Origin of the sequence: Streptomyces sp. NBC_01217 (assembly GCF_035994185.1) — a bacterium.
Classification (GTDB): Bacteria; Actinomycetota; Actinomycetes; order Streptomycetales; family Streptomycetaceae; genus Streptomyces.
On sequence record NZ_CP108538.1, the window covers coordinates 1099691 to 1116669 of the forward strand.

At 68.0% G+C, this 16979-nt stretch carries 14 protein-coding genes and 4 pseudogenes; 6 read left to right on the forward strand and 12 right to left on the reverse strand.

Going from position 1 to position 16979, the window contains the following annotated elements; genetic code table 11:
- From OG507_RS04595 to wrbA, 7 genes are all read right to left on the reverse strand, one after another.
- On the reverse strand, window positions 1–363 hold the full coding sequence (locus tag OG507_RS04595; RefSeq protein WP_327365836.1) for a hypothetical protein: 363 nt from the start codon (window positions 361–363) through the stop codon (window positions 1–3).
- Window positions 363–1223 (reverse strand): extradiol ring-cleavage dioxygenase, encoded by an 861-nt coding sequence (locus OG507_RS04600; protein ID WP_327365837.1) that lies wholly within the window; start codon window positions 1221–1223, stop codon window positions 363–365. The genes OG507_RS04595 and OG507_RS04600 overlap by 1 nt, the downstream gene beginning before the upstream one ends.
- Window positions 1216–2040 (reverse strand): citryl-CoA lyase, encoded by an 825-nt coding sequence (locus OG507_RS04605; RefSeq protein WP_327365838.1) that lies wholly within the window; start codon window positions 2038–2040, stop codon window positions 1216–1218. Before OG507_RS04605 ends, OG507_RS04600 begins: the two co-directional genes overlap by 8 nt.
- Window positions 2033–3223 (reverse strand): CaiB/BaiF CoA transferase family protein, encoded by a 1191-nt coding sequence (locus tag OG507_RS04610; RefSeq protein ID WP_327365839.1) that lies wholly within the window; start codon window positions 3221–3223, stop codon window positions 2033–2035. The genes OG507_RS04605 and OG507_RS04610 overlap by 8 nt, the downstream gene beginning before the upstream one ends.
- Before the next feature lie 1606 nt (window positions 3224–4829).
- A complete protein-coding gene (locus OG507_RS04620) occupies window positions 4830–5921 on the reverse strand; it encodes a zinc-binding dehydrogenase (protein WP_327365159.1) in 1092 nt (363 codons plus the stop codon).
- A gap of 162 nt (window positions 5922–6083) precedes the next feature.
- Complete coding sequence (locus OG507_RS04625; RefSeq protein WP_327365841.1) at window positions 6084–6833, reverse strand: SDR family NAD(P)-dependent oxidoreductase; 750 nt, start codon at window positions 6831–6833, stop codon at window positions 6084–6086.
- A 93-nt stretch (window positions 6834–6926) separates the two neighbouring features.
- Window positions 6927–7547: an NAD(P)H:quinone oxidoreductase gene (gene wrbA, locus OG507_RS04630; RefSeq protein WP_327365842.1), complete on the reverse strand. Its 621-nt coding sequence runs from the start codon at window positions 7545–7547 to the stop codon at window positions 6927–6929.
- A gap of 348 nt (window positions 7548–7895) precedes the next feature.
- Here wrbA and OG507_RS04635 point away from each other — a divergent pair.
- Window positions 7896–8254, forward strand: a pseudogene (locus tag OG507_RS04635) (IS1380 family transposase); the annotation flags it as partial.
- 295 nt (window positions 8255–8549) lie between these two features.
- The gene (locus tag OG507_RS04640) at window positions 8550–9116 is read left to right on the forward strand and encodes a hypothetical protein (RefSeq protein WP_327365843.1); all 567 of its coding nucleotides are present in this window, start codon (window positions 8550–8552) and stop codon (window positions 9114–9116) included.
- On the opposite strand, the gene OG507_RS04645 is transcribed toward OG507_RS04640, so the two are convergent.
- Window positions 9034–9420, reverse strand: a complete 387-nt coding sequence (locus OG507_RS04645; RefSeq protein WP_327371862.1) for a transposase — start codon at window positions 9418–9420, stop codon at window positions 9034–9036. The two genes, OG507_RS04640 and OG507_RS04645, sit on opposite strands and share 83 nt — an antisense overlap.
- A 12-nt stretch (window positions 9421–9432) precedes the next feature.
- Between OG507_RS04645 and OG507_RS04650 the strand changes: the two are divergent.
- Window positions 9433–10417 (forward strand): annotated as a pseudogene (locus OG507_RS04650) (IS5 family transposase).
- On the opposite strand, the gene OG507_RS04655 reads toward OG507_RS04650, so the two are convergent.
- Entirely contained in the window at window positions 10351–10947 is a 597-nt protein-coding gene (locus OG507_RS04655) for an IS5 family transposase (RefSeq protein WP_327365844.1), read from the reverse strand. The pseudogene OG507_RS04650 and the gene OG507_RS04655 overlap by 67 nt on opposite strands.
- Before the next feature lie 397 nt (window positions 10948–11344).
- Here OG507_RS04655 and OG507_RS04660 point away from each other — a divergent pair, with 397 nt between their 5' ends.
- Both OG507_RS04660 and OG507_RS04665 read left to right on the forward strand, forming a co-directional pair.
- Window positions 11345–12742, forward strand: coding sequence for an IS1380 family transposase (locus tag OG507_RS04660; RefSeq protein WP_327365845.1), 1398 nt, complete (start codon window positions 11345–11347; stop codon window positions 12740–12742).
- A 298-nt stretch (window positions 12743–13040) separates the two neighbouring features.
- Window positions 13041–14117, forward strand: coding sequence for an IS110 family transposase (locus tag OG507_RS04665; protein ID WP_326818651.1), 1077 nt, complete (start codon window positions 13041–13043; stop codon window positions 14115–14117).
- A 117-nt stretch (window positions 14118–14234) separates the two neighbouring features.
- Here OG507_RS04665 and OG507_RS40335 read toward each other — a convergent pair.
- From OG507_RS40335 to OG507_RS04675, 3 genes and pseudogenes are all read right to left on the reverse strand, one after another.
- Window positions 14235–14369, reverse strand: a pseudogene (locus OG507_RS40335) (IS701 family transposase); the annotation flags it as partial.
- Between the two features lie 157 nt (window positions 14370–14526).
- Window positions 14527–14823 (reverse strand): annotated as a pseudogene (locus OG507_RS04670) (transposase); the annotation flags it as partial.
- Window positions 14824–14871: 48 nt separating this feature from the next.
- Entirely contained in the window at window positions 14872–15963 is a 1092-nt protein-coding gene (locus OG507_RS04675) for a zinc-binding dehydrogenase (protein WP_327365847.1), read from the reverse strand.
- A 220-nt stretch (window positions 15964–16183) separates the two neighbouring features.
- On the opposite strand from OG507_RS04675, the gene OG507_RS04680 reads away from it, so the two are divergent.
- Window positions 16184–16801 carry a TetR/AcrR family transcriptional regulator gene (locus OG507_RS04680; RefSeq protein WP_327365848.1) on the forward strand — a complete coding sequence of 206 codons (618 nt, stop codon included), beginning with the start codon at window positions 16184–16186 and terminating at the stop codon, window positions 16799–16801.
- Window positions 16802–16979: the final 178 nt, after the last annotated feature.

The following is a 16979-nucleotide window of genomic DNA, read 5'->3' on the forward strand; positions in this document are numbered from 1 at the left end:
CTACGTCGCTATGTCGGGGTACGGCATGGTGAAGTGGGACAAGCGCTGGGCGTACTCCTGCTGAAATCCCAGGGATTCAGTGTAGTCGTTCTCGAACAAGGCGATGAAGAGCGTCAGCGTCAGAAACGGGTGAGCTCCGAGCTCGAAGAGCTTCGGATAGTCGTGTGCGGCAAGTGCCGCGCGCTCATCGTCCTCGAACCGCAGCCAGGTGGTGGATTCGTCGTCTATGCAGTTGAGGATGCGGCCCGCTGCCTCCGCCTCCCACCACTCGACGGTGCCCCGCGGGTCGTCCTTGTAGCGCTCGACGAGCGCGGGGTCGCGGTCAACGCTGTAGAGGAACTTGTTCATCAGGTACTTGCTCATCACGCGCCACCCTCGGGGTACCAGGTGAAGTAGGCCTCCATGGTGTGGTACAGATCCAGGGTATCGACGTAGTCGGCCCGTGCACCCTCGCCGGCGACGCCCATCATCAACATGAAGTCCATGAACCCGTGCGTGGCGTTGCCCGGCAGATGGAGGCTCTCGAGGGTGACCTCGCCCAAGCACTTCTCGATGTCGCCGCCCGCGATCCAGTCGACGGCCTTGCGGTCGAACTCCGGGTCCGGTCCGTGCTCACCGAACTGACGTGGCCCTCCGAGTTCCAGGGAGAGGTGCCCGGTACCGATCACCGCGACGCGCTTGTCCTCCGGCCAGGACTCGATCAACTGGCGAATGGCACGGCCAAGCTGAACGAACCGCCTGGGCTGCGGAAGCGGCGGCGCGAAGATGTTGGTGTAGATCGGCACGATCGGCAGGTCCGCCTCCGGCCGGAGGGTGATGATCGGGCACGTGATCGAGTGGTCGACACGGAGCTCATTGGAGAAAGCCAAGTCGAATCCGGCGTCGAGACCCCCGCGCAGCACATGTGCAGAGAGGTCCTCGTGACCCTTGAGAATCATCTTCGGGAGGCCGAACTCGCGTTCTTCGTTGTAGAAGTTCGCGTCGTAGCGCGGGGCCTTGCCCACCAGGAACTGGGGCATGTTGTCCAGCCACAACTGATGGAAGTGGTCCGAGCCCACCATGACCAGCACGTCCGGGCGCGCTCGGGTGAGCGTCTCGCGGAAAGCGGTGATCGCGCGCACCCATTCGTCGGCGAAGGGTGGTCGGTCCTCTCCGGTGGCCGTGCTGGCCCGGTAGTAGAACGGATGGTGGGTGGACGCGATCACCGCGACCAGCTCAGCCATGGGATCCTCCATTGGTGTCTGGCTGGGGCGCGATGGACCGGTTGTTCAGGTCGACGGAGAGGAAGATGTCGTTCGCGACCGGATTGCACATCTCCTCTGCGAGCTGGCCGATGAGTCCGGCGGTGCGCGCGAGCAACGCGAAACCACGCAGCAGCGGCAGCGGCAGCCGGAGGTCGGCGAGTGCGGCACCGCACACGCCGGCGCCGTTGAGCGGCAGGGTCTTGCCCAGCACCTGAGGGTGCACGCGGCCGATGGCCGCGAACAGCGACAGATGCGGGCCGAAGAGACCCTCTTCGGCGGCAATCCCCATCAGCCGGGGCGCACGCGGATCACCTTCCTTGTGGACGTGATGGCCAAGGCCCGGAACGAAGCGGCCGGCCGCGCGCTGCTCGCGCACCAGGCGCAGTGCCAGTTCGTCCCAGCCTGCGTCGTCGCCGGGCAGTGCCTCCTGGGCGGTGATCGTCTCGTGCAGGAACTTCCCGGTGTCCTCGGTGACGCCGAGGAAGCGGGAACCGCCACCCAGCAGGCCCGCGGCCAGGGCGCCCTGGACAGAGTCCGGCGCCGACAGGTAAGTCAGCCGCGTCACGATGGCCGTGGGCGTGAAGCCGTGGTCGGCAAGGGCCGCCAGCACGGCTTCGAAGACCCGGGTCTCGCCCCGGCTGGGCCTCCGCTGCGTGGCCAGCCAGAAGGCCAGTTCACCGAAGCCGACCGAACCCATGATGTCCTCGGCCAGGTCGTGGCCGAGCAGGGTGATGCTCTTGAGGTCCGAGGCACCTAGCGCGGTGGGGTAGACGCGCGGCGCAGAGGAGTCAGTCACGGGTGACCCCCAGGTCCTTGGTCAGCCATGCGCGCACCTCGGCACCATGCTCGTCGAGTTCCGGGGGCGGCAGCTGGTACATCGCGGGAGTGGCCGAGTAGGTAATCGGGTGCCGTGTCGTCGGCACCGCGCGGTCGCCCTCGCCGACGGCGACGATCGGATCAAGCTCGAAGCGCTCGGCCATGGCGAAGCCGCCATCTATGGTGTTGATCGGACCGCTGGGCACGCCGGCCTCGACCAGCAACTCGAACCATTCGTTCGCGCCCCGCTTCGCCAGCTCCTTCACCAGCAGCGGCCGCAGCTCCTCACGGTTCGCTGTACGGTCGGCGTTGCGCGCGAAGCGCGGGTCGTCGGCGGCCTCGGGAATGTCGAGGACCTCGCAGAGCTTGCGGAACTGGCCGTCGTTGGCCGCGGTCACGATCAAGTCGTTGTCAGCGGTGGGGAACGGCTCGTACGGGAACACGCTCGGGTGCGCGTTGCCCATGCGGTACGGAACCACACCGCCGGCCACGTAGGCCGAGCTGTGGTTAACCAGTCCGGTCAGCGCCGACGAGAGCAGGTTGACCTCCACGTGCTGGCCCTCGCCTGTCGCGTCGCGGTGCCGCAGCGCGGCGAGGATGCCGATCACGGCGTGATTGCCCGCCATGACGTCGAAGACCGAGATTCCGGCGCGGTACGGCGGCCCGTCGGGTTCGCCCGTGAGGCTCATGAGCCCGGACACGGCCTGCACCATCAGGTCGTAGCCCGGAACGTTGCGTCCGGGCCCGGCACCGAAGCCGCTGATTGAGCAGTAGACCGCGGACGGATTCTCGGTGTGCACCGACGCGTAGTCCAGCCCGTACTTGACCAGGCCACCGGGACGGAAGTTCTCGATGACGACATCGGCCCGGTGGGCCAGTTCGCGCGCTATGGCTCCGTCGGCTTCGTCGCGAAGGTCGAGCGCGACGGATCGCTTCCCGCGGTTCACCCCGAGGTAGTACGTGGACACATCGTCGCGAACTGGAGGCATCCAGCTCCGCGTGTCGTCTCCGCGCGGTCCCTCCACCTTGATGACATCCGCGCCGAGGTCCGCCAGCAGCATCGTCGCGTAGGGCCCGGCAAGGATTCGGGAGAAGTCGGCCACCAGCAGCCCGGACAGCGGACCCGTGCGCCCCGGTCGCTGGGGCCCGATGCTCTCTGACATCCAGTGTCACCTTTCCTCTGACCGCTTAACGGACAAATGTCCGTAAGTGAACTGATGGGACTGGGCCAACCTTGCCGTCAAGCACGACGTCACTGACAGTCGGACGCTTGAACCAAGCCAGAACTCTCGCGGCCCGCATGCCTGGCCTCGCTGCGATCACTCCTCGTACGGAATGGCCCGCACGATGCGTACCGCAACCCATCTGCCGTATAGCGTACCCTTGTCCGTCAAGCGGCCAAGAAGCCAGGCATACATGGTGGCGCTCGTGCTTCGTGGCGGCGCCGACGCATGCGGACGCCGTCTTCACCCATACCGGCACGCGTGCGGACGACACGGATCAGGCAGCCGCGGCGCACACCGCCAGCGACTGCTACGGCACGACGGCGAGAGAACCGGGCAGGAACGCATCCAAGCCAAGATCGACGAACTGGAGGCCGCCCGGGACCGCCTCGACCAAGTCATCGCGGTCACGGACACGCACCCGTAGGTGCGCTCAGTCAGACCTCTCACCAGCGGTCCGGACATCCCGGACGCCTCGCTCCCCATGACCAGCGAGGGGCGCGAGCTGACGGTTCACCTGCCCTGAAGTCAGCTCCTTGCCATGGCGCAGTCGCTCACGCGCCCGCGCGGACGATCATCTTCCCGGGGTTGTCTCCCCGTAGCGTTCCCCCACGAACGCCTACACCATGTTCTCGAACCCCGCCACCACTGTCTCCTGCAGTACCAGCGCTCCGGACCGAATGTGCGGGACCGCGAAGCCGTCCAGGAGCGATTGCGCGTCATGGTAGTCGCGGACGCGGAGACTTCAAGGCGGAGGGACTTGCCTACCACGTCGATGACGTTGCGCAAGGCCATGGTGGAGAGGTGAGGGAGTTGTACTGGGCGACCGCGCCGACTCAGGCACCCACGAGCCGTTTCACCTTCAGTGCTGACCCGCGCTGCCCACGATCCGGCCGGCTCGCGGTAGCCGCGCGAACTGTCCTGCCGCTGTCCCGACGCCGCCCGCCGCTGCGGGGATGAAGAGGCCCTCGCCTGGTTCAGCCGCAGCGTGCGGGGAAGCGCGGCGTAGGCCGTGAGGCTCGTTCCGCCCAGGACGGAGCGGTGCGAGGTGAGATGAACGCCGTCATAGCGCGGGAGCGGGCGGGTCTGCGATGCCTTCACCGGTGCATGGGTCCGCCAGCCCTCGCGGTACAGGACGAGGTCGCCGGGGGCGAGGGACGGGTCGGCGGAGGTCAGGGCGCGGCCGATCGTGCGGCCTTCCAGGGGCGCGTTCAGAGTCCAGAAAGCCCCGCCGCCCGAGGCCCGCCACGTCCATCAGCTCGCGCATATAGGGGTCGACGGAGAAGAGAAGGTTCTCGACGAGCGCCTGGCCGGACACCGGCGCCAACAATGCCTCCTGCGTGAAGGCGAAGTCGAAGGGGGGCGCGGCGCCCACATAGTGTCCATCGCCCCTCGAAGCTTGCCATTCTCGTCAACAACGTCCCCCGGGGCGCCGGCTGTCTCCATCGGACGCCGTCGTTCACGACGGCGTCGGCCCGGGTGCGACAGCAGTCGCACCCGGGTCGGGGAACCGGGCCGCCGCTCACCGACGCGACGAACCGGGTTATTACGGCACGATCACGGCCTTGAGCGGCTCACCGCGTCCGACGGCGTCGATGGCGTCCTGCGCCTGCTCGAGGGAGAAGCGGTGGGTGACCATCTCGGCGAGCGGGAACCGCTGGTGACACATCCGGGTGATCTGGATCGTGTTGTACATGTGCCGCGGCGTCGTGTACGCCGAGCCGATGACGCTGATGTTGCGGTTGTTGAGGTAGCGCGGCTCGACCGGCGAGGTGCCCGGCGCGGACCACAGGCCGAGGATGACGTATGTACCGTTCGTGGCGACGAGCGGGAGACCCTCGGTGAACGCGGGGACCCTGCCGGCGGCCTCGATGATGACGTCCGCGCCGCGGCCGTCCGTGATCTCCATGACCGCGGCGGCCCGCTCCTGCTCGGTCGTCTTCGTCACGTCGATGACGGTGGTGGCCCCGAGCTTCTCGGCCATCTCAAGCCGGTTGGCGGGTGCGCCGAGGACCGTGACGCTCCCCGCGCCGGCGAGGTGCGCCAGGAGCGTGGCTGCGAGGCCGACGGGGCCGGAGCCCTGCACGATGACGTTCTGCCCGTACTGGATGCCGCCCAGCCGGTCGAGGGCGTGCAGCGCGGTGGGCATGGCGCAACCGAAGGCGATGAGGGCCTCGGCCGGGACGTCCTGCGGGATCTTGAAGAATGTCATGCCGTCCGGCAGCCAGGCGTACTCCGTGTAGGTCCCCACCGGCGGCTTGTCCCCGTGCTGGTGCAGCTGGTACGTGACCAGGTTGGGGCACATGGACACGTCTTCCAGGACGGTGCAGTAGTAGCAGCGGTAGCACGGCAGCGCCGGCTGCCAGTAGACGAGGTCTCCCACCGCGACGGGCTCTCCGGCGTAGTCGGTGGTGACCTCGGAGCCGAGCTCCTCGATACGGCCGATGGCCTCGTGCCCGAGGACCATCGGGTTGGGCAGCGTGATGTCGCCGGACTGGAGGTGGTGGTCCGTGCCGCAGACGCCGGACATCTCGACCGAGACGATGACGTCACGGCTGGATGCGGACGGGGTGGGGCGCTCCCAGATCTCCAGGGGGGAGCCGGGCTTGACCAGCACGGCGCGCTTGACGTTGCGCATGTTTGTGTCTCCTTCTGCTTCTTCTTTGGGTGATGGGGGTCCGGGTCGGCGGCGTCGACGGTGGGCCGGGCCAACCCGAGGTGAGATGCTTTCGCGTAGCCTCGGTCGGCCCCAGAGGGGCTAAACGGTGTTGAAGTCCCCCGGCGGCCCGTCGAGTGGTGATCAGCGGGCGTAGCCGCCGTCGGCCATGATGGTTTGGCCGGTGACGAAGGCGGCGTCGTCGCTGGTGAGGAAGGCGATGGTGCCGGTCAGGTCTTCGGGCAGTCCGTTGCGCTTGATGGCCTGGGCTTGTGCGGCGGCGTCGCGGGCTTCCTGGGGGTGGACTTCCCGGGAGCCGGGGGTGATGGTCAGGGTCGGGCCGACGGCGTTGACGGTGATGCCGAACGGGGCGAGGTCGTTGGCCAGACCGCGGCTGAAGCCGATGTTGCCCATCTTGCTTGCCATGTAGTGCGATATGCCGGGGACGTTCGTGACGATCGAGTTGGAGGTCAGGTTGACGATCCGGCCCCAGCCGCCGTTCTTCATAGTCGCCAGCACGGCCTTGACCATGAGGAACTGCGAGTCGAGGTTGACCGCGATGACGCGTCGCCAGGTGTCGTAGTCCAGCTCCTCGATGTCGCGGAACGGGAAGATGCCGGCGTTGTTGACCATAATGTCCGCCCGCCCGAACCGGTCGGTGACCTCCTTGCCCACGGCCGCGGTCTGCTCGGGGCTGGACACGTCGGCCGTGAGGCCGAGCGCCGTGAGGCCCTTGTCGGCGAGCAGGGCGACGGTTTCGTCGGGGCTGGTGAGGTCGACCGCGACGACGGTCGCGCCGCGTGTGCCGAGGTCGACCGCGATGGCCTGGCCGATGCCGCGTCCGGCGCCGGTGACGACGGCCACGCGGCCCGTGTGCGTCTGAGGAACTGACATGTCAAACACTTCCTTGTTTTGAACTGGTTCGGTCCCGTGGCTCGTTGAACGGTTTCCGAGACTGCTTGTTTTGAGCACCCCCCCGGCGGCAGGTCAGGCCGCGCGGCCGGCCTTGAGGGTCCTGGTGACGTCGGCGATGCGCCTGCCCTGGAAGGCGCCGGCGGCGCGGGCGGTGCTGTCGACGGGGATCTCGCCGTTCAGGCCGGTCACGTGAGAGGTTCCGTAGGGGTTGCCGTCGGCGAACTTGACCGGGTCGGCGAAGCCCGGGGGCACCACGAATCCGCCGAAGTGGTAGATGGAGTTGTAGAGCGCCAGGAGGGTGGACTCCTGGCCGCCGCGCAGCTGCGCTGTGGAGGTGAAGGCGCTGTACACCTTGTCGGCGAGCAGGCCCTGGGCCCACAGGCCGCCGAGGGTGTCCAGGAACTGCTTGAGCTGGCTGGCGACGTTGCCGAAGCGGGTGGGCGTACCGAATATGACGGCGTCGGCCCAGGTGATGTCGTCCGGCGTGGCCACCGGGATGTGCTCGGTCGCCGCGGCGTGGTCGGCCCACGGCTGGACGTTCGCGATCACTTCCTTCGGCGCCAGCTCGGCGACGCGCAGCAGACGTACGTCGGCCCCCGCCTCGGCCGCACCGGTGGCGATGGTCTCCGCCAGCTGGTGCACGTTGCCGGTGGAGGAGTAGTAGATGACGGCGACATTGGGTGTGTGAGGCAAGGTCTGATCCATTTCGGTGCGAAACGCCAGAGCCCGGAAGCTTCGGCGGATGAAGGAGCGAGGAGCCGAAGTCGCTCCTGCCCTGCATGCCGGGGGACACTGAGGCCGGCATGCAGGGGGACACGACACGGCCGCCGCATGGTCTGGAGGCTGCTGCCTCCACCCCATGGAACTGCGTGCACAAGCAATAAGACGCCAAGTCCGGCGCCTTCACATCGGGAGAAAGACCTGCTCCCCCAGACGTAGGTCCTGATCACCATTGCTGCGCGCGGAGGGGAAAAGGCGCCACTGCGTTTCGTCGTAGAAATCCGATCGGACCGCGGTCTGGCAAGGTACGGCTGGAGGTAGCTCGCGGCCGCTTTGGGCAGGGACTGCCCTGGCTGATATCGGCAGCTGCGGTCCGAGCTAGGCCTGTTCGCGCCGGTCGCCTCGGACCCGACCGTCTCCGGCCTTATCGACCAGCTCGTCGGCGACGGCAGGCGTGCCCCTGCGGCCCTTCGCTCGGCCCGCGCCAGAGTCCGGATACTTGTCTGGCGATTGGCCGGGGATCAGGCGCCGGATGTGGGCGGCTCGGTGATCGTGGACCTGGCCGGGGGCTGGTGATCGCGCACCCCGACAAGCAGGACGCCGCGGCGACCTGGAAGAACACCGTCGGCCACCATCCACTGATGGGGTTCGTCGAGCACAGAGCGGGTGGGAACGGGGAGCTCTCCCACAAGAGCAGGCAGTCATGACCTCCGAAGCCGCCCCCCACCTCTCCGAGTCCGCTCCCGCCAGTGCCTTTCACCCCGGAGGCCTGGTCTTATGGCCGGCCGCACGGTCTCGCGCCCGGCTCCGCGACGAGCAGAGCGTCGCCCAGGCAATCACTTTGACCGTCACCTAAGTGCGTTGTGGCAAAGGGAGTCCCTGTTCGATGAGCAGGGGCTTCTTCGTGTGCGGGGTGTGATCGTGGAGGGGTAGGGGCAGGCAGCGGACGGCTTGTTGTTGATCGAGGAGGTTGTGATGCCGTCGGTGCTGGGGTTGATGGAGCGGCGTGAGGCGCGGGCGAGGCAGGAGCTGGAGTCCTGGACGGAGGTCCTCGAGCAGGCTCAGGCGGAGGTGGATGCCGCGCGGGAGCGGGTCGAGCGGGCCCGGGTGGGGCGTGAGGAGCTGGTGTCGGTGCTGGCCGAGGAGAGCGCGGTGAATACGCCGGTTTCTGTGCTGTCTGGTGGTGAGGTGGCTGCCACTGGGGGACCGAACGGTTCAGGCCCGGTGCATGGTGGGCGGCCGCCGGTGTGGCGGCCGGGCATCGGTGAGGAGGTGCTCAGCGGCGTGTATCGGGAGGTGTTCGCCGCGGTGGTGGCCGCTTCGGGGCCGGTGAACGGGGTGGAGCTGACCCGGGCGGTGGGCCGGGAGGCGGAGATCAAGAACGAGGTGGAGAAGATCCGTCACCGTGCCTATGCGCTGGAGAAGCGGGGCTGGCTGCTGCGGGCGGAGGACGGGCGGTTCACGCCGGCGCCGGGAGCAGTCGCTCGGGACGCTTCTCCGGCCAGCGCGGAGCGTCTGCGGCCAGGCGCCTCGACAGCCTGATCACGGCGGCCCACCACACCATCTGCTGGTGGTGGTCGGGGCGGCGTTCGTGGTCGCGGTTGAGGCGGCGTGAGCGGGAGAGCCAGCTCAGCGTTCGCTCCACCACCCATCTGCGGGCCAGTACGACGAATCCGCGTTGTCCGTCGGACCGGCGCACGACCTCGATCCGCACCCCGTGGCGGGCGAACGCCTTCGCCAGCGCCGGACCCTGGCAGGCGCTGTCGACCCACACCAGTATTAGGTCCTGTACGGAGTTCAGATCACGGTTCGGGCAATCCGCAGCGCGGAACCGTGTGCGCTTGATAGGCCATCAGGTATGGCACGTGGCGATGTGACCGATGAGCAGTGGTCCCTGATTGAGCCCCACCTCCCGCTGGGAGTATCCGGACCCATACCTGACCTGCGAAAACACTTCAACGCGACGATGTGGCGGTTCCGCACCGGCAGCCCCTGGCGAGACGTGCCTGCCGAGTACGGTCCGTGGTCGAGCGTCTACGACCGCTTCCGTATCTGGACGCGCGAGGGCGTCTTCCAGCACCTGATGGAGACGGTCATCGGTTATGCCGCAGAACGCGGTGAGGCAGACCTGTCGCTGGTCAGCGTGGACTCTGCTACCTCCCGCGCTCACCACCACGCCGCCGGGATGGTTCTGGACGAAGAGCAGTTGGAAGCGCTGGTGGAGGCCGCAGAGTCCGAAAAGGGGGCGGGAAGAAGGGACGGGAGCCGCAATACGATCAGGACGGGGACCCGGAACGAGCCGAGCGGCAGCGGTTGCGGCGACGCCGCCGGGCCCGTTTGAAGGCTGCTGAGCTCGGTCGTTCCCGGGGCGGGCTGACCAGCAAGGTGCACTTGTCAGCCGAACGGCGCTGCCGTCCACTGTCGTTCGTCCTCACCCCCGGCCAGGCCGGTGACAGCCCGCAGTTCGCGCGGGTCGTGGACAAGATCAAGGTCCGTGGCAGGAGGGGCCGGCCCCGCACCCGCCCGGACGCGGTCGCCGAGCGACAAGGCGTACTCCTCCCGCCGCAACCGCGCCTACCTGCGCAAACGCCAAATCCGGGCGGTGATCCCGGAGAAGGCGGACCAGACGGCCAACCGCAAAAAAGGGCTCGCGCGGAGGCCGCCCCGTCAGTCACGACGCCGAGCTGTACAAGGACCGCAACACGGTCGAGCGGTGCATCAACCGGCTGCGCAACTGGCGCGGGATCGCCACCCGCTACGACAAGACTCCCGAGAGCTACCTGGCCGGACTCCACCTGTGCGGCACGATGCTGTGGCTACGCAGCATCACCCGACGAGCATGATCTGAACTCCGTACAGGACCTAGCAGTCGGCCCGGCTGTTCCATGAATGCCTCCAGCAGCGCCGGGGCGGCCTTGGAGTCATGCACATCCGCTGTGGTCACGGTGACCTCCAGGAGCAGGCCCTCTGTGTCGGTCAGGATGTGGCGCTTGCGGCCGTCACATGACTTGCCGCCGTCGTATCCGCGACTGTCCTCACCGACGGTTTCGGAGGCGTCCACCGACTGACTGTCGATGATCCCCCCACTGGGCTCGGCGTTGCGGCCCGTGCGTTCCCTCGCCGAGCGTCGCAGGCGTTCGTACAGCTCACGCACGTAGTCGTAGGACCGCCAGCGGCGGAAGAAATCGTAGACCGCCCGCCAGTACGGGAAGTCGACCGGCAGAGCCGTCCACTTCACACCGTTGTCGACGAGGTAGCGCACCGCGTCGAGCATCTCGCGATGGCAAAACGCCTCCGGGCGCCCGCCCCGCTTCAGGAGCCAGGCCGGCACCGGCATCACGGAGCGGACCTCGGCCCACTCCGCGTCCGTCATGTCACTCGGATAGCAGCCTGCCCGCCGCCCCGCAGCGATCGAACCGAACCGGTGCACGTAGCAGTCACACCCAAGGGTGACCGCAGTGGACGCGGGCACAGCAGAGATGGTCAACTCGTCCGACAACGGGCCTCCTTGCTCGTGACCGGCCTCAACAACCACGTCACTACCAAGGGGCCCGTTTCTCTATGCCCACGACCGCACCGGCATCTCTGTCCGAATGATCACCCGCACCGCGGGCTTCGAACGAGATCCGGTTTGCCACAACGCACTAAGCCTTGATCCACCGGCCAGCGCCTTGTGGATAGCGGCTAGGAGAACGAGGAAGTGCCTTGTGACCTGCAATGATGGGAGTTCTTGAGGCTCCACCAGGCACGATCGGCAAGGCACTTCCGAGATGCAAGTTTCCCATACGTCGTCGGCGGTCTCCGCTGCGTTCGATGAACCGAATCTGATCGCGCATGCCGGGCTCGTCCCGGTGATGTGGCTGGCCGAGCGGTGCGGTCTTTCGCGTCTGGTGGCCGAGAAGGTGAAGCTGACCGGCGCGAGCAACGGCGCGGGTGCGGCAGCGGACGCCAAGGTCACCAGCATCGTCGCGGGCATGGCCGCGGGCGCGGACAGTATCGACGACCTCCACGTCCTGCGCCATGGTGCGATGCCGGCCGTGTTCGCGGGCATTCGTGCCCCGTCCACGCTGGGCACGTTCCTGCGCTCGTTCACCCACGGTCACGCCCTCCAACTCCACGCCGTGCACCGCAGGTTCCTGACCGCGCTGGCCGCACACACCCCGCTTCTACCCGGCGCGGGCGAGAAGGCGTTCATCGATGTCGACTCCACCCACAAACGGGTCTACGGCCGTGCCAAACAGGGCGCCGAGTACGGCCGGTTCAAGGGCATCCGCACCCTCCACCCCCTCCTCGCCACGGTCTGCACGCCCGGCTCCCGGCCGGTGATCGCCACAGTGCGGATGCGTCGCGGCAAGGCAGCCGACTCCCGCGGCGCCCCGAAGTTCGTCAGCGAGGCCCTGGCCACCGCCCGGGAGGCCGGCTGCACCGGCACCCGCATCCTGCGGGCCGACTCGCAGTTCTACAACGCCGGTGTGATCGCCGCCTGCCGCCGGGCCGGAGCCCACTTCTCGATCACCACCGGCATGAACCCCTCCATCAAACGGGCCGTCCTGGCCATTCCCGCCGAGGCATGGCAGCAGATCACCTACCCGACCGCGGTGCCCGACCCCGAGACCGGAGAGCCCATCTCGGACGCCGAAGTCGCCGAGATACCCGCCTACACCGCCTTCGCGAGCCGCAAGAAAAGCGAGCGGGTCACCGCCCGGCTGATCGTCCGCCGGGTCCGTGACCTCGCCAAACCCGCCATCGTGGGTGAGCAGGGCGAACTGTTCCCCGTCTGGCGCTACCACCCGTTCTTCACCGACAACCCCGCCCAGACCCTCCAGGCCGAGAGGGAACACCTCCACCACGCGGTGGTCGAACAGGTCATCGCCGACAGCAAAGCCGGAGCTCTGGCCCACCTGCCCTCGGGACACTTTCACGCCAACGCCGCCTGGCTCACCCTGTGGGCCATGACCTACAACCTGCTGCGGGCCACCGGCGCGCTCACCTCCGCCTTCCATGCCAAGGCGACCACCGCCACCCTCCGCACCCACCTGGTCCAGATTCCGGCCCGGATCGCCCGCTCCGCACGACGCATCACCCTGCACCTGCCACACAACTGGCCCTGGCAGCACGCCTGGACAAGCCTCTTCGACACCGCCCACGACCCACCCGAACCGGCTTGACGACCCTGCCCACCCCGCCCGCCAGGGCCCAACCGGAACCGAACACGTGGAAACGCTGGGCAGACAGTGAGGATGTCAGTGGCTTCTCCGAGGGGTCTGACTCATGGGCAGACGGACGTCGTCGGACTGTCTTGCGCTGGATCCGTCGATCCACTCGGAGAAGCCACTGACACGCGACCGGACGGGCATTCGTGACTTTATAGGAGCTTGGTTCAAAAGCCCCATCACTGTCTTGTCCGCCCGCCCGGCCGGCGCGTGCCGCCCCCGGAACGGACTCGCAAGGACGGACACGACCAGCATGACGCACAACACCCCGCAGATCACCGGCGGAGTCGACACGCACGGCCAGACCCACCACGCCGCGGTGATCGACTCGGTCGGACGGCACCTGGCCGACCAGGAGTTCCCCGCCACCATCCGCGGCTACCGCGACCTGCTCGACTGGATACGTTCCCACGGCACGCTCGTCGCGGTGGGGGTGGAGGGCACCGGCGCCTACGGGGCCGAGCTCGCCCGCGTGCTGACCGCCGCAGGGATCACCGTCATCGACGTAGACCGCCCAGACCGCAAGACCCGTCGGATGAAGGGCAAGTCCGATCCGATCGACGCCTATGCCGCTGCGACGGCCGTGCTGTCGGGCCGGGCCACCGGCGTCCCCAAGAGCCGGGACGGTGGGGTCGAGGCGGTGCGGGTGCTGCGGATCGCGCGCCGCAGCGCGGTCAAGGCCCGCACCCAGGCCATGAACCAGATCCGCGGGCTGCTCGTCTCGGCGCCCGCGATGCTGCGCGAACAGGTCGCCGGCCTGGACCGTGCCGCGCTGATACGCACCCTGGCCCGGCTGCGGCCTGGCAATGACCTGTCCCGCCCGCTGGCGGCTACCCGGGCGGCACTGCGGCGGCTCGCCCGCCGTCACCAGGCCATGGACGCCGAGATCACCGAGCTGGACGCGGAGATCGGCCCGCTGGTCGAGCAGACAGCCCCCGCGCTGCTGGAGCTGTTCGGCATCGGACCCGAGACCGCGGGCCAGCTGCTGGTGTCCGCCGGGGACAACCCCGAACGCATGCGATCCGAGGGCGCATTCGCGCACCTCGCCGGGGTCGCACCGATCCCGGCCTCCTCAGGACGCACCCACCGCCACCGCCTCAACCGCGGCGGCGACCGGGCCGCCAACAACGCGCTGCACACCATCGTGCTCACCCGCATGCGCTTCGACGACCGCACCCGCGCCTACGTCGAACGCCGCACCAAGGAAGGCCTGTCCAAGAAAGACATCATGCGCTGCCTCAAGCGATTCGTCGCCCGCGAGGTCTACCGCGCCCTGACCACCACACCCACGGAACGAACCACTCAAACCGACCTCGTTCCAGCGGCTTGACAACCATAGGAGCATCCAGCGGATGCCACCTGCCCGCCCACAATCACCGACCCGAAAACCGGGTCAGGATCAGTCAGAAGATCACTTTCAGACCACGTCGGTGGATCAAGGCTAAGGCTGCCCGTCGGTCAGCAGCCCCCGCAGATAGACCTGCCCCCACCGGCGCTGACCCTTACGCGCGAACGGCTCGAACACCTCCGCCGCGAACGTCTCCAACTCACCACGCACCACAGCAATCTCGTCCGGAGTCACACACGCTCAACGCCACACCGGGCCCACAGGACACGCACCACCACGACCGACCTGACCAAGCCCTAATAGCTACTTTCCCCTGAAAAAGGGTTCGGGCTGGTGGCGGGGCCGTCGCTGAAGTGCGGTGACAAGGCGTCCGTGGGCATTGGACCGTACTTCACCGGCTGAGGACGGCCATCCGCTGGAGGTTGTAGGCGAAGACCCCGAGCCCGGCCCAGATCTGGGCACCGGTCAGGCGACGGAGGCGGGTGTGACGGAAACCGAAGCTGCGTTTGAGGTGGCTGATGCGGGCCTCGATGCCGACTCTCCAGTTACGCATGCGCCGGAAGGACGGCCGGAGGTGACTCGTCGTCGGGTTCGTAGCTACCGAGGGGGCAGGCGGGCCGTTGTCTGTCCCCATCGGGCGCCGTCGTGTACGGCGCCGTCGCCCCGGGCGCGACACCCGTGTCGCGCCCGGGTTGGGGAACTGGGCCGCAGCGTAGCGACGCGTGGAAGCGGGTTGCTACGGCACGATGACGGCCTTGAGCGTCTCGCCGCGCCCAACGGCGTCAAGGGCGTCCTGCGCCTGCTCGAGGGGGAAGCGGTGGGTGACCATCTCGGCCAGCGGGAACCGCCGGTGGTGCTTACGGACGACCTGGACCGTCTCGTAGATGTGCCGCGGCTTGGTGAGGTTCGAGCCGGTGACACTGATGTTGTGGTTGTTGAGGTAGCGCGGCTCGACCGGCGATGTGCCCGGCGTACCCCACAGCCCGATGATGACGTACTTGCCGTTGGAGGCGACGAGCGGCAGACCCTCGGTGAACGCCGGGATCCGGCCGGCCGCCTCGATGACGACGTCGGCGCCGCGGCCGTCCGTGATCTCCTTCACCGTGGCGGCCCGCTCCTGCTCGTTGGTGCTGGTCACGTCGATCGTGGTGGTGGCCCCGAGCCGCTTGGCCATCTCGAGCCGCTGGGGCGGCGCGCCGAGGACCGTGATGCTTCCCGCGCCGGCGAGATGCGCCAGGAGCGTGGCGGCGAGGCCGACCGGCCCGGAGCCCTGCACGACGACGTTCTGCCCGTACTGGATGCCGCCCAGCCGGTCCAGGGCGTGCAGCACCGTGGGCATGGCACAGCCGAACGCGATGAGCGCCTCCGCCGGAACATCGGCCGGAACCTTGAAGAACGCCGTGCGGTCCGGCAGCCAGGCGTACTGCGTGTAAGCCCCCACCGGCGGCTTGTCCGCGTGCTGGTGCAGCTGGAACGTGACCAGGTTCGGGCACTGAGACACGTCACCCAGGATGGTGCAGGCGTAGCAGCTGTAGCACGGCCGCAGCGGCTGCCAGTAGACGAGGTCCCCCACCTGGACCGGCTCGCCGGCGGCGTCGGTGGTGACCTCCGAGCCGAGCTCCGCGATACGGCCGATGGCCTCGTGGCCGAGAACCATCGGGTTGGGAAGCTCGATGTCACCGGACTGAAGGTGATGGTCCGTGCCGCAGACGCCAGCCATCTCGACGGACACGATCACCTCGCGGCCGGACGCAGACGGGGTGGGACGCTCCCAGATCTCCAGGGGCGAACCCGGCTTCACCAGCACGGCACGCTTGACGTTACGCATGATCTGCGTCTCCTTCTTCAATTCCTGTGGGCTGCGGGGTCCGGGTCGTCCGGCGGCGCTGCTGGCCGAGCCCGGGGTCAACTGTTGTTGGCGGAGTCTCCATCGACCCAGCGGGTCTGGCTGGCGACGAAGCACCTATTCGGATAGCTATCCGCTTTATCTTTCGCGAGCATAACCGGATAGCCATCCGGATGGCAAGGATTCCGGTAGCCTTGGCGGCATGGGAGACGAACGCCACAGGGACGGCATCGAAATCGTGGCTGCTGGCCAACCGCCGGCAGAGCGCGCGGACGCCGCGCGCAATCGCCAGCGCATCCTTGACGCGGCGGAGCAACTGCTGTCCGAACACGGCCCCGAGGCCGTCACGATGAACAGCGTGGCGCAGGTGGCCGGAATCGGCGTTGGAACGGTCTATCGCCGATTCGGCGATCTGACCCAGCTGCTCCTCGCCCTTGTGGACCACCGCGAGCGACAGTTCCAGCAGACCTTCCTCAGCGGCCCCGCGCCGCTGGGCCCCGGCGCCCCGCCCGGCGACCGTTTGCGCGCGTTCTTCCACGCACTCACCGACCACGTCGCGGAGCACCAGACGGTCATGCTCGCCGCAGAAACCGTCTCACCCCTCGCGCGCTACACCACCGGCCCATACCTGGCCTGGCACCTGCACGTGTCGATGCTGGTACGCCAGATCCGGCCCGACGCCGACGCCGCGGTCCTGGCCGACCTCCTGCTCTCCCTCTCCTCGCCGAGTCTGATCCGGCACCTCACAGCCAGGCGAGGCACTACACCGGAGCAGATCAAGACGAGCATCGATCAACTACTCAAGATGCCGTCACGGTAGGTACGCGAGAGCGGGCCGAACCCACGCACGCGCCACTCGGCCACACCGCGTGCCCGTCGATCAACGTTGTGGCGAGTGAGAGCCCGGCGCGATACGCACAGCGACGCCTGCGACGCCGCCCCAGCTCTATTCCGGCGAGGCGTCACACCGCACCAAGACACACGCCAACACGCTGCAC

Excerpts from the sequence above, each read along its gene's own strand:
- OG507_RS04595 (WP_327365836.1), bottom strand. The coding sequence starts at position 363 with ATGAGCAAGTACCTGATGAACAAGTTCCTCTACAGCGTTGACCGCGAC.
- OG507_RS04600 (WP_327365837.1), bottom strand. The coding sequence starts at position 1,223 with ATGGCTGAGCTGGTCGCGGTGATCGCGTCCACCCACCATCCGTTCTAC.
- OG507_RS04610 (WP_327365839.1), bottom strand. The coding sequence starts at position 3,223 with ATGTCAGAGAGCATCGGGCCCCAGCGACCGGGGCGCACGGGTCCGCTG.
- OG507_RS04620 (WP_327365159.1), bottom strand. The coding sequence starts at position 5,921 with ATGCGCAACGTCAAGCGCGCCGTGCTGGTCAAGCCCGGCTCCCCCCTG.
- OG507_RS04625 (WP_327365841.1), bottom strand. The coding sequence starts at position 6,833 with ATGTCAGTTCCTCAGACGCACACGGGCCGCGTGGCCGTCGTCACCGGC.
- OG507_RS04640 (WP_327365843.1), top strand. The coding sequence starts at position 8,550 with ATGCCGTCGGTGCTGGGGTTGATGGAGCGGCGTGAGGCGCGGGCGAGG.
- OG507_RS04655 (WP_327365844.1), bottom strand. The coding sequence starts at position 10,947 with ATGACGGACGCGGAGTGGGCCGAGGTCCGCTCCGTGATGCCGGTGCCG.
- OG507_RS04660 (WP_327365845.1), top strand. The coding sequence starts at position 11,345 with ATGCAAGTTTCCCATACGTCGTCGGCGGTCTCCGCTGCGTTCGATGAA.
- OG507_RS04665 (WP_326818651.1), top strand. The coding sequence starts at position 13,041 with ATGACGCACAACACCCCGCAGATCACCGGCGGAGTCGACACGCACGGC.
- OG507_RS04675 (WP_327365847.1), bottom strand. The coding sequence starts at position 15,963 with ATGCGTAACGTCAAGCGTGCCGTGCTGGTGAAGCCGGGTTCGCCCCTG.
- OG507_RS04680 (WP_327365848.1), top strand. The coding sequence starts at position 16,184 with ATGGGAGACGAACGCCACAGGGACGGCATCGAAATCGTGGCTGCTGGC.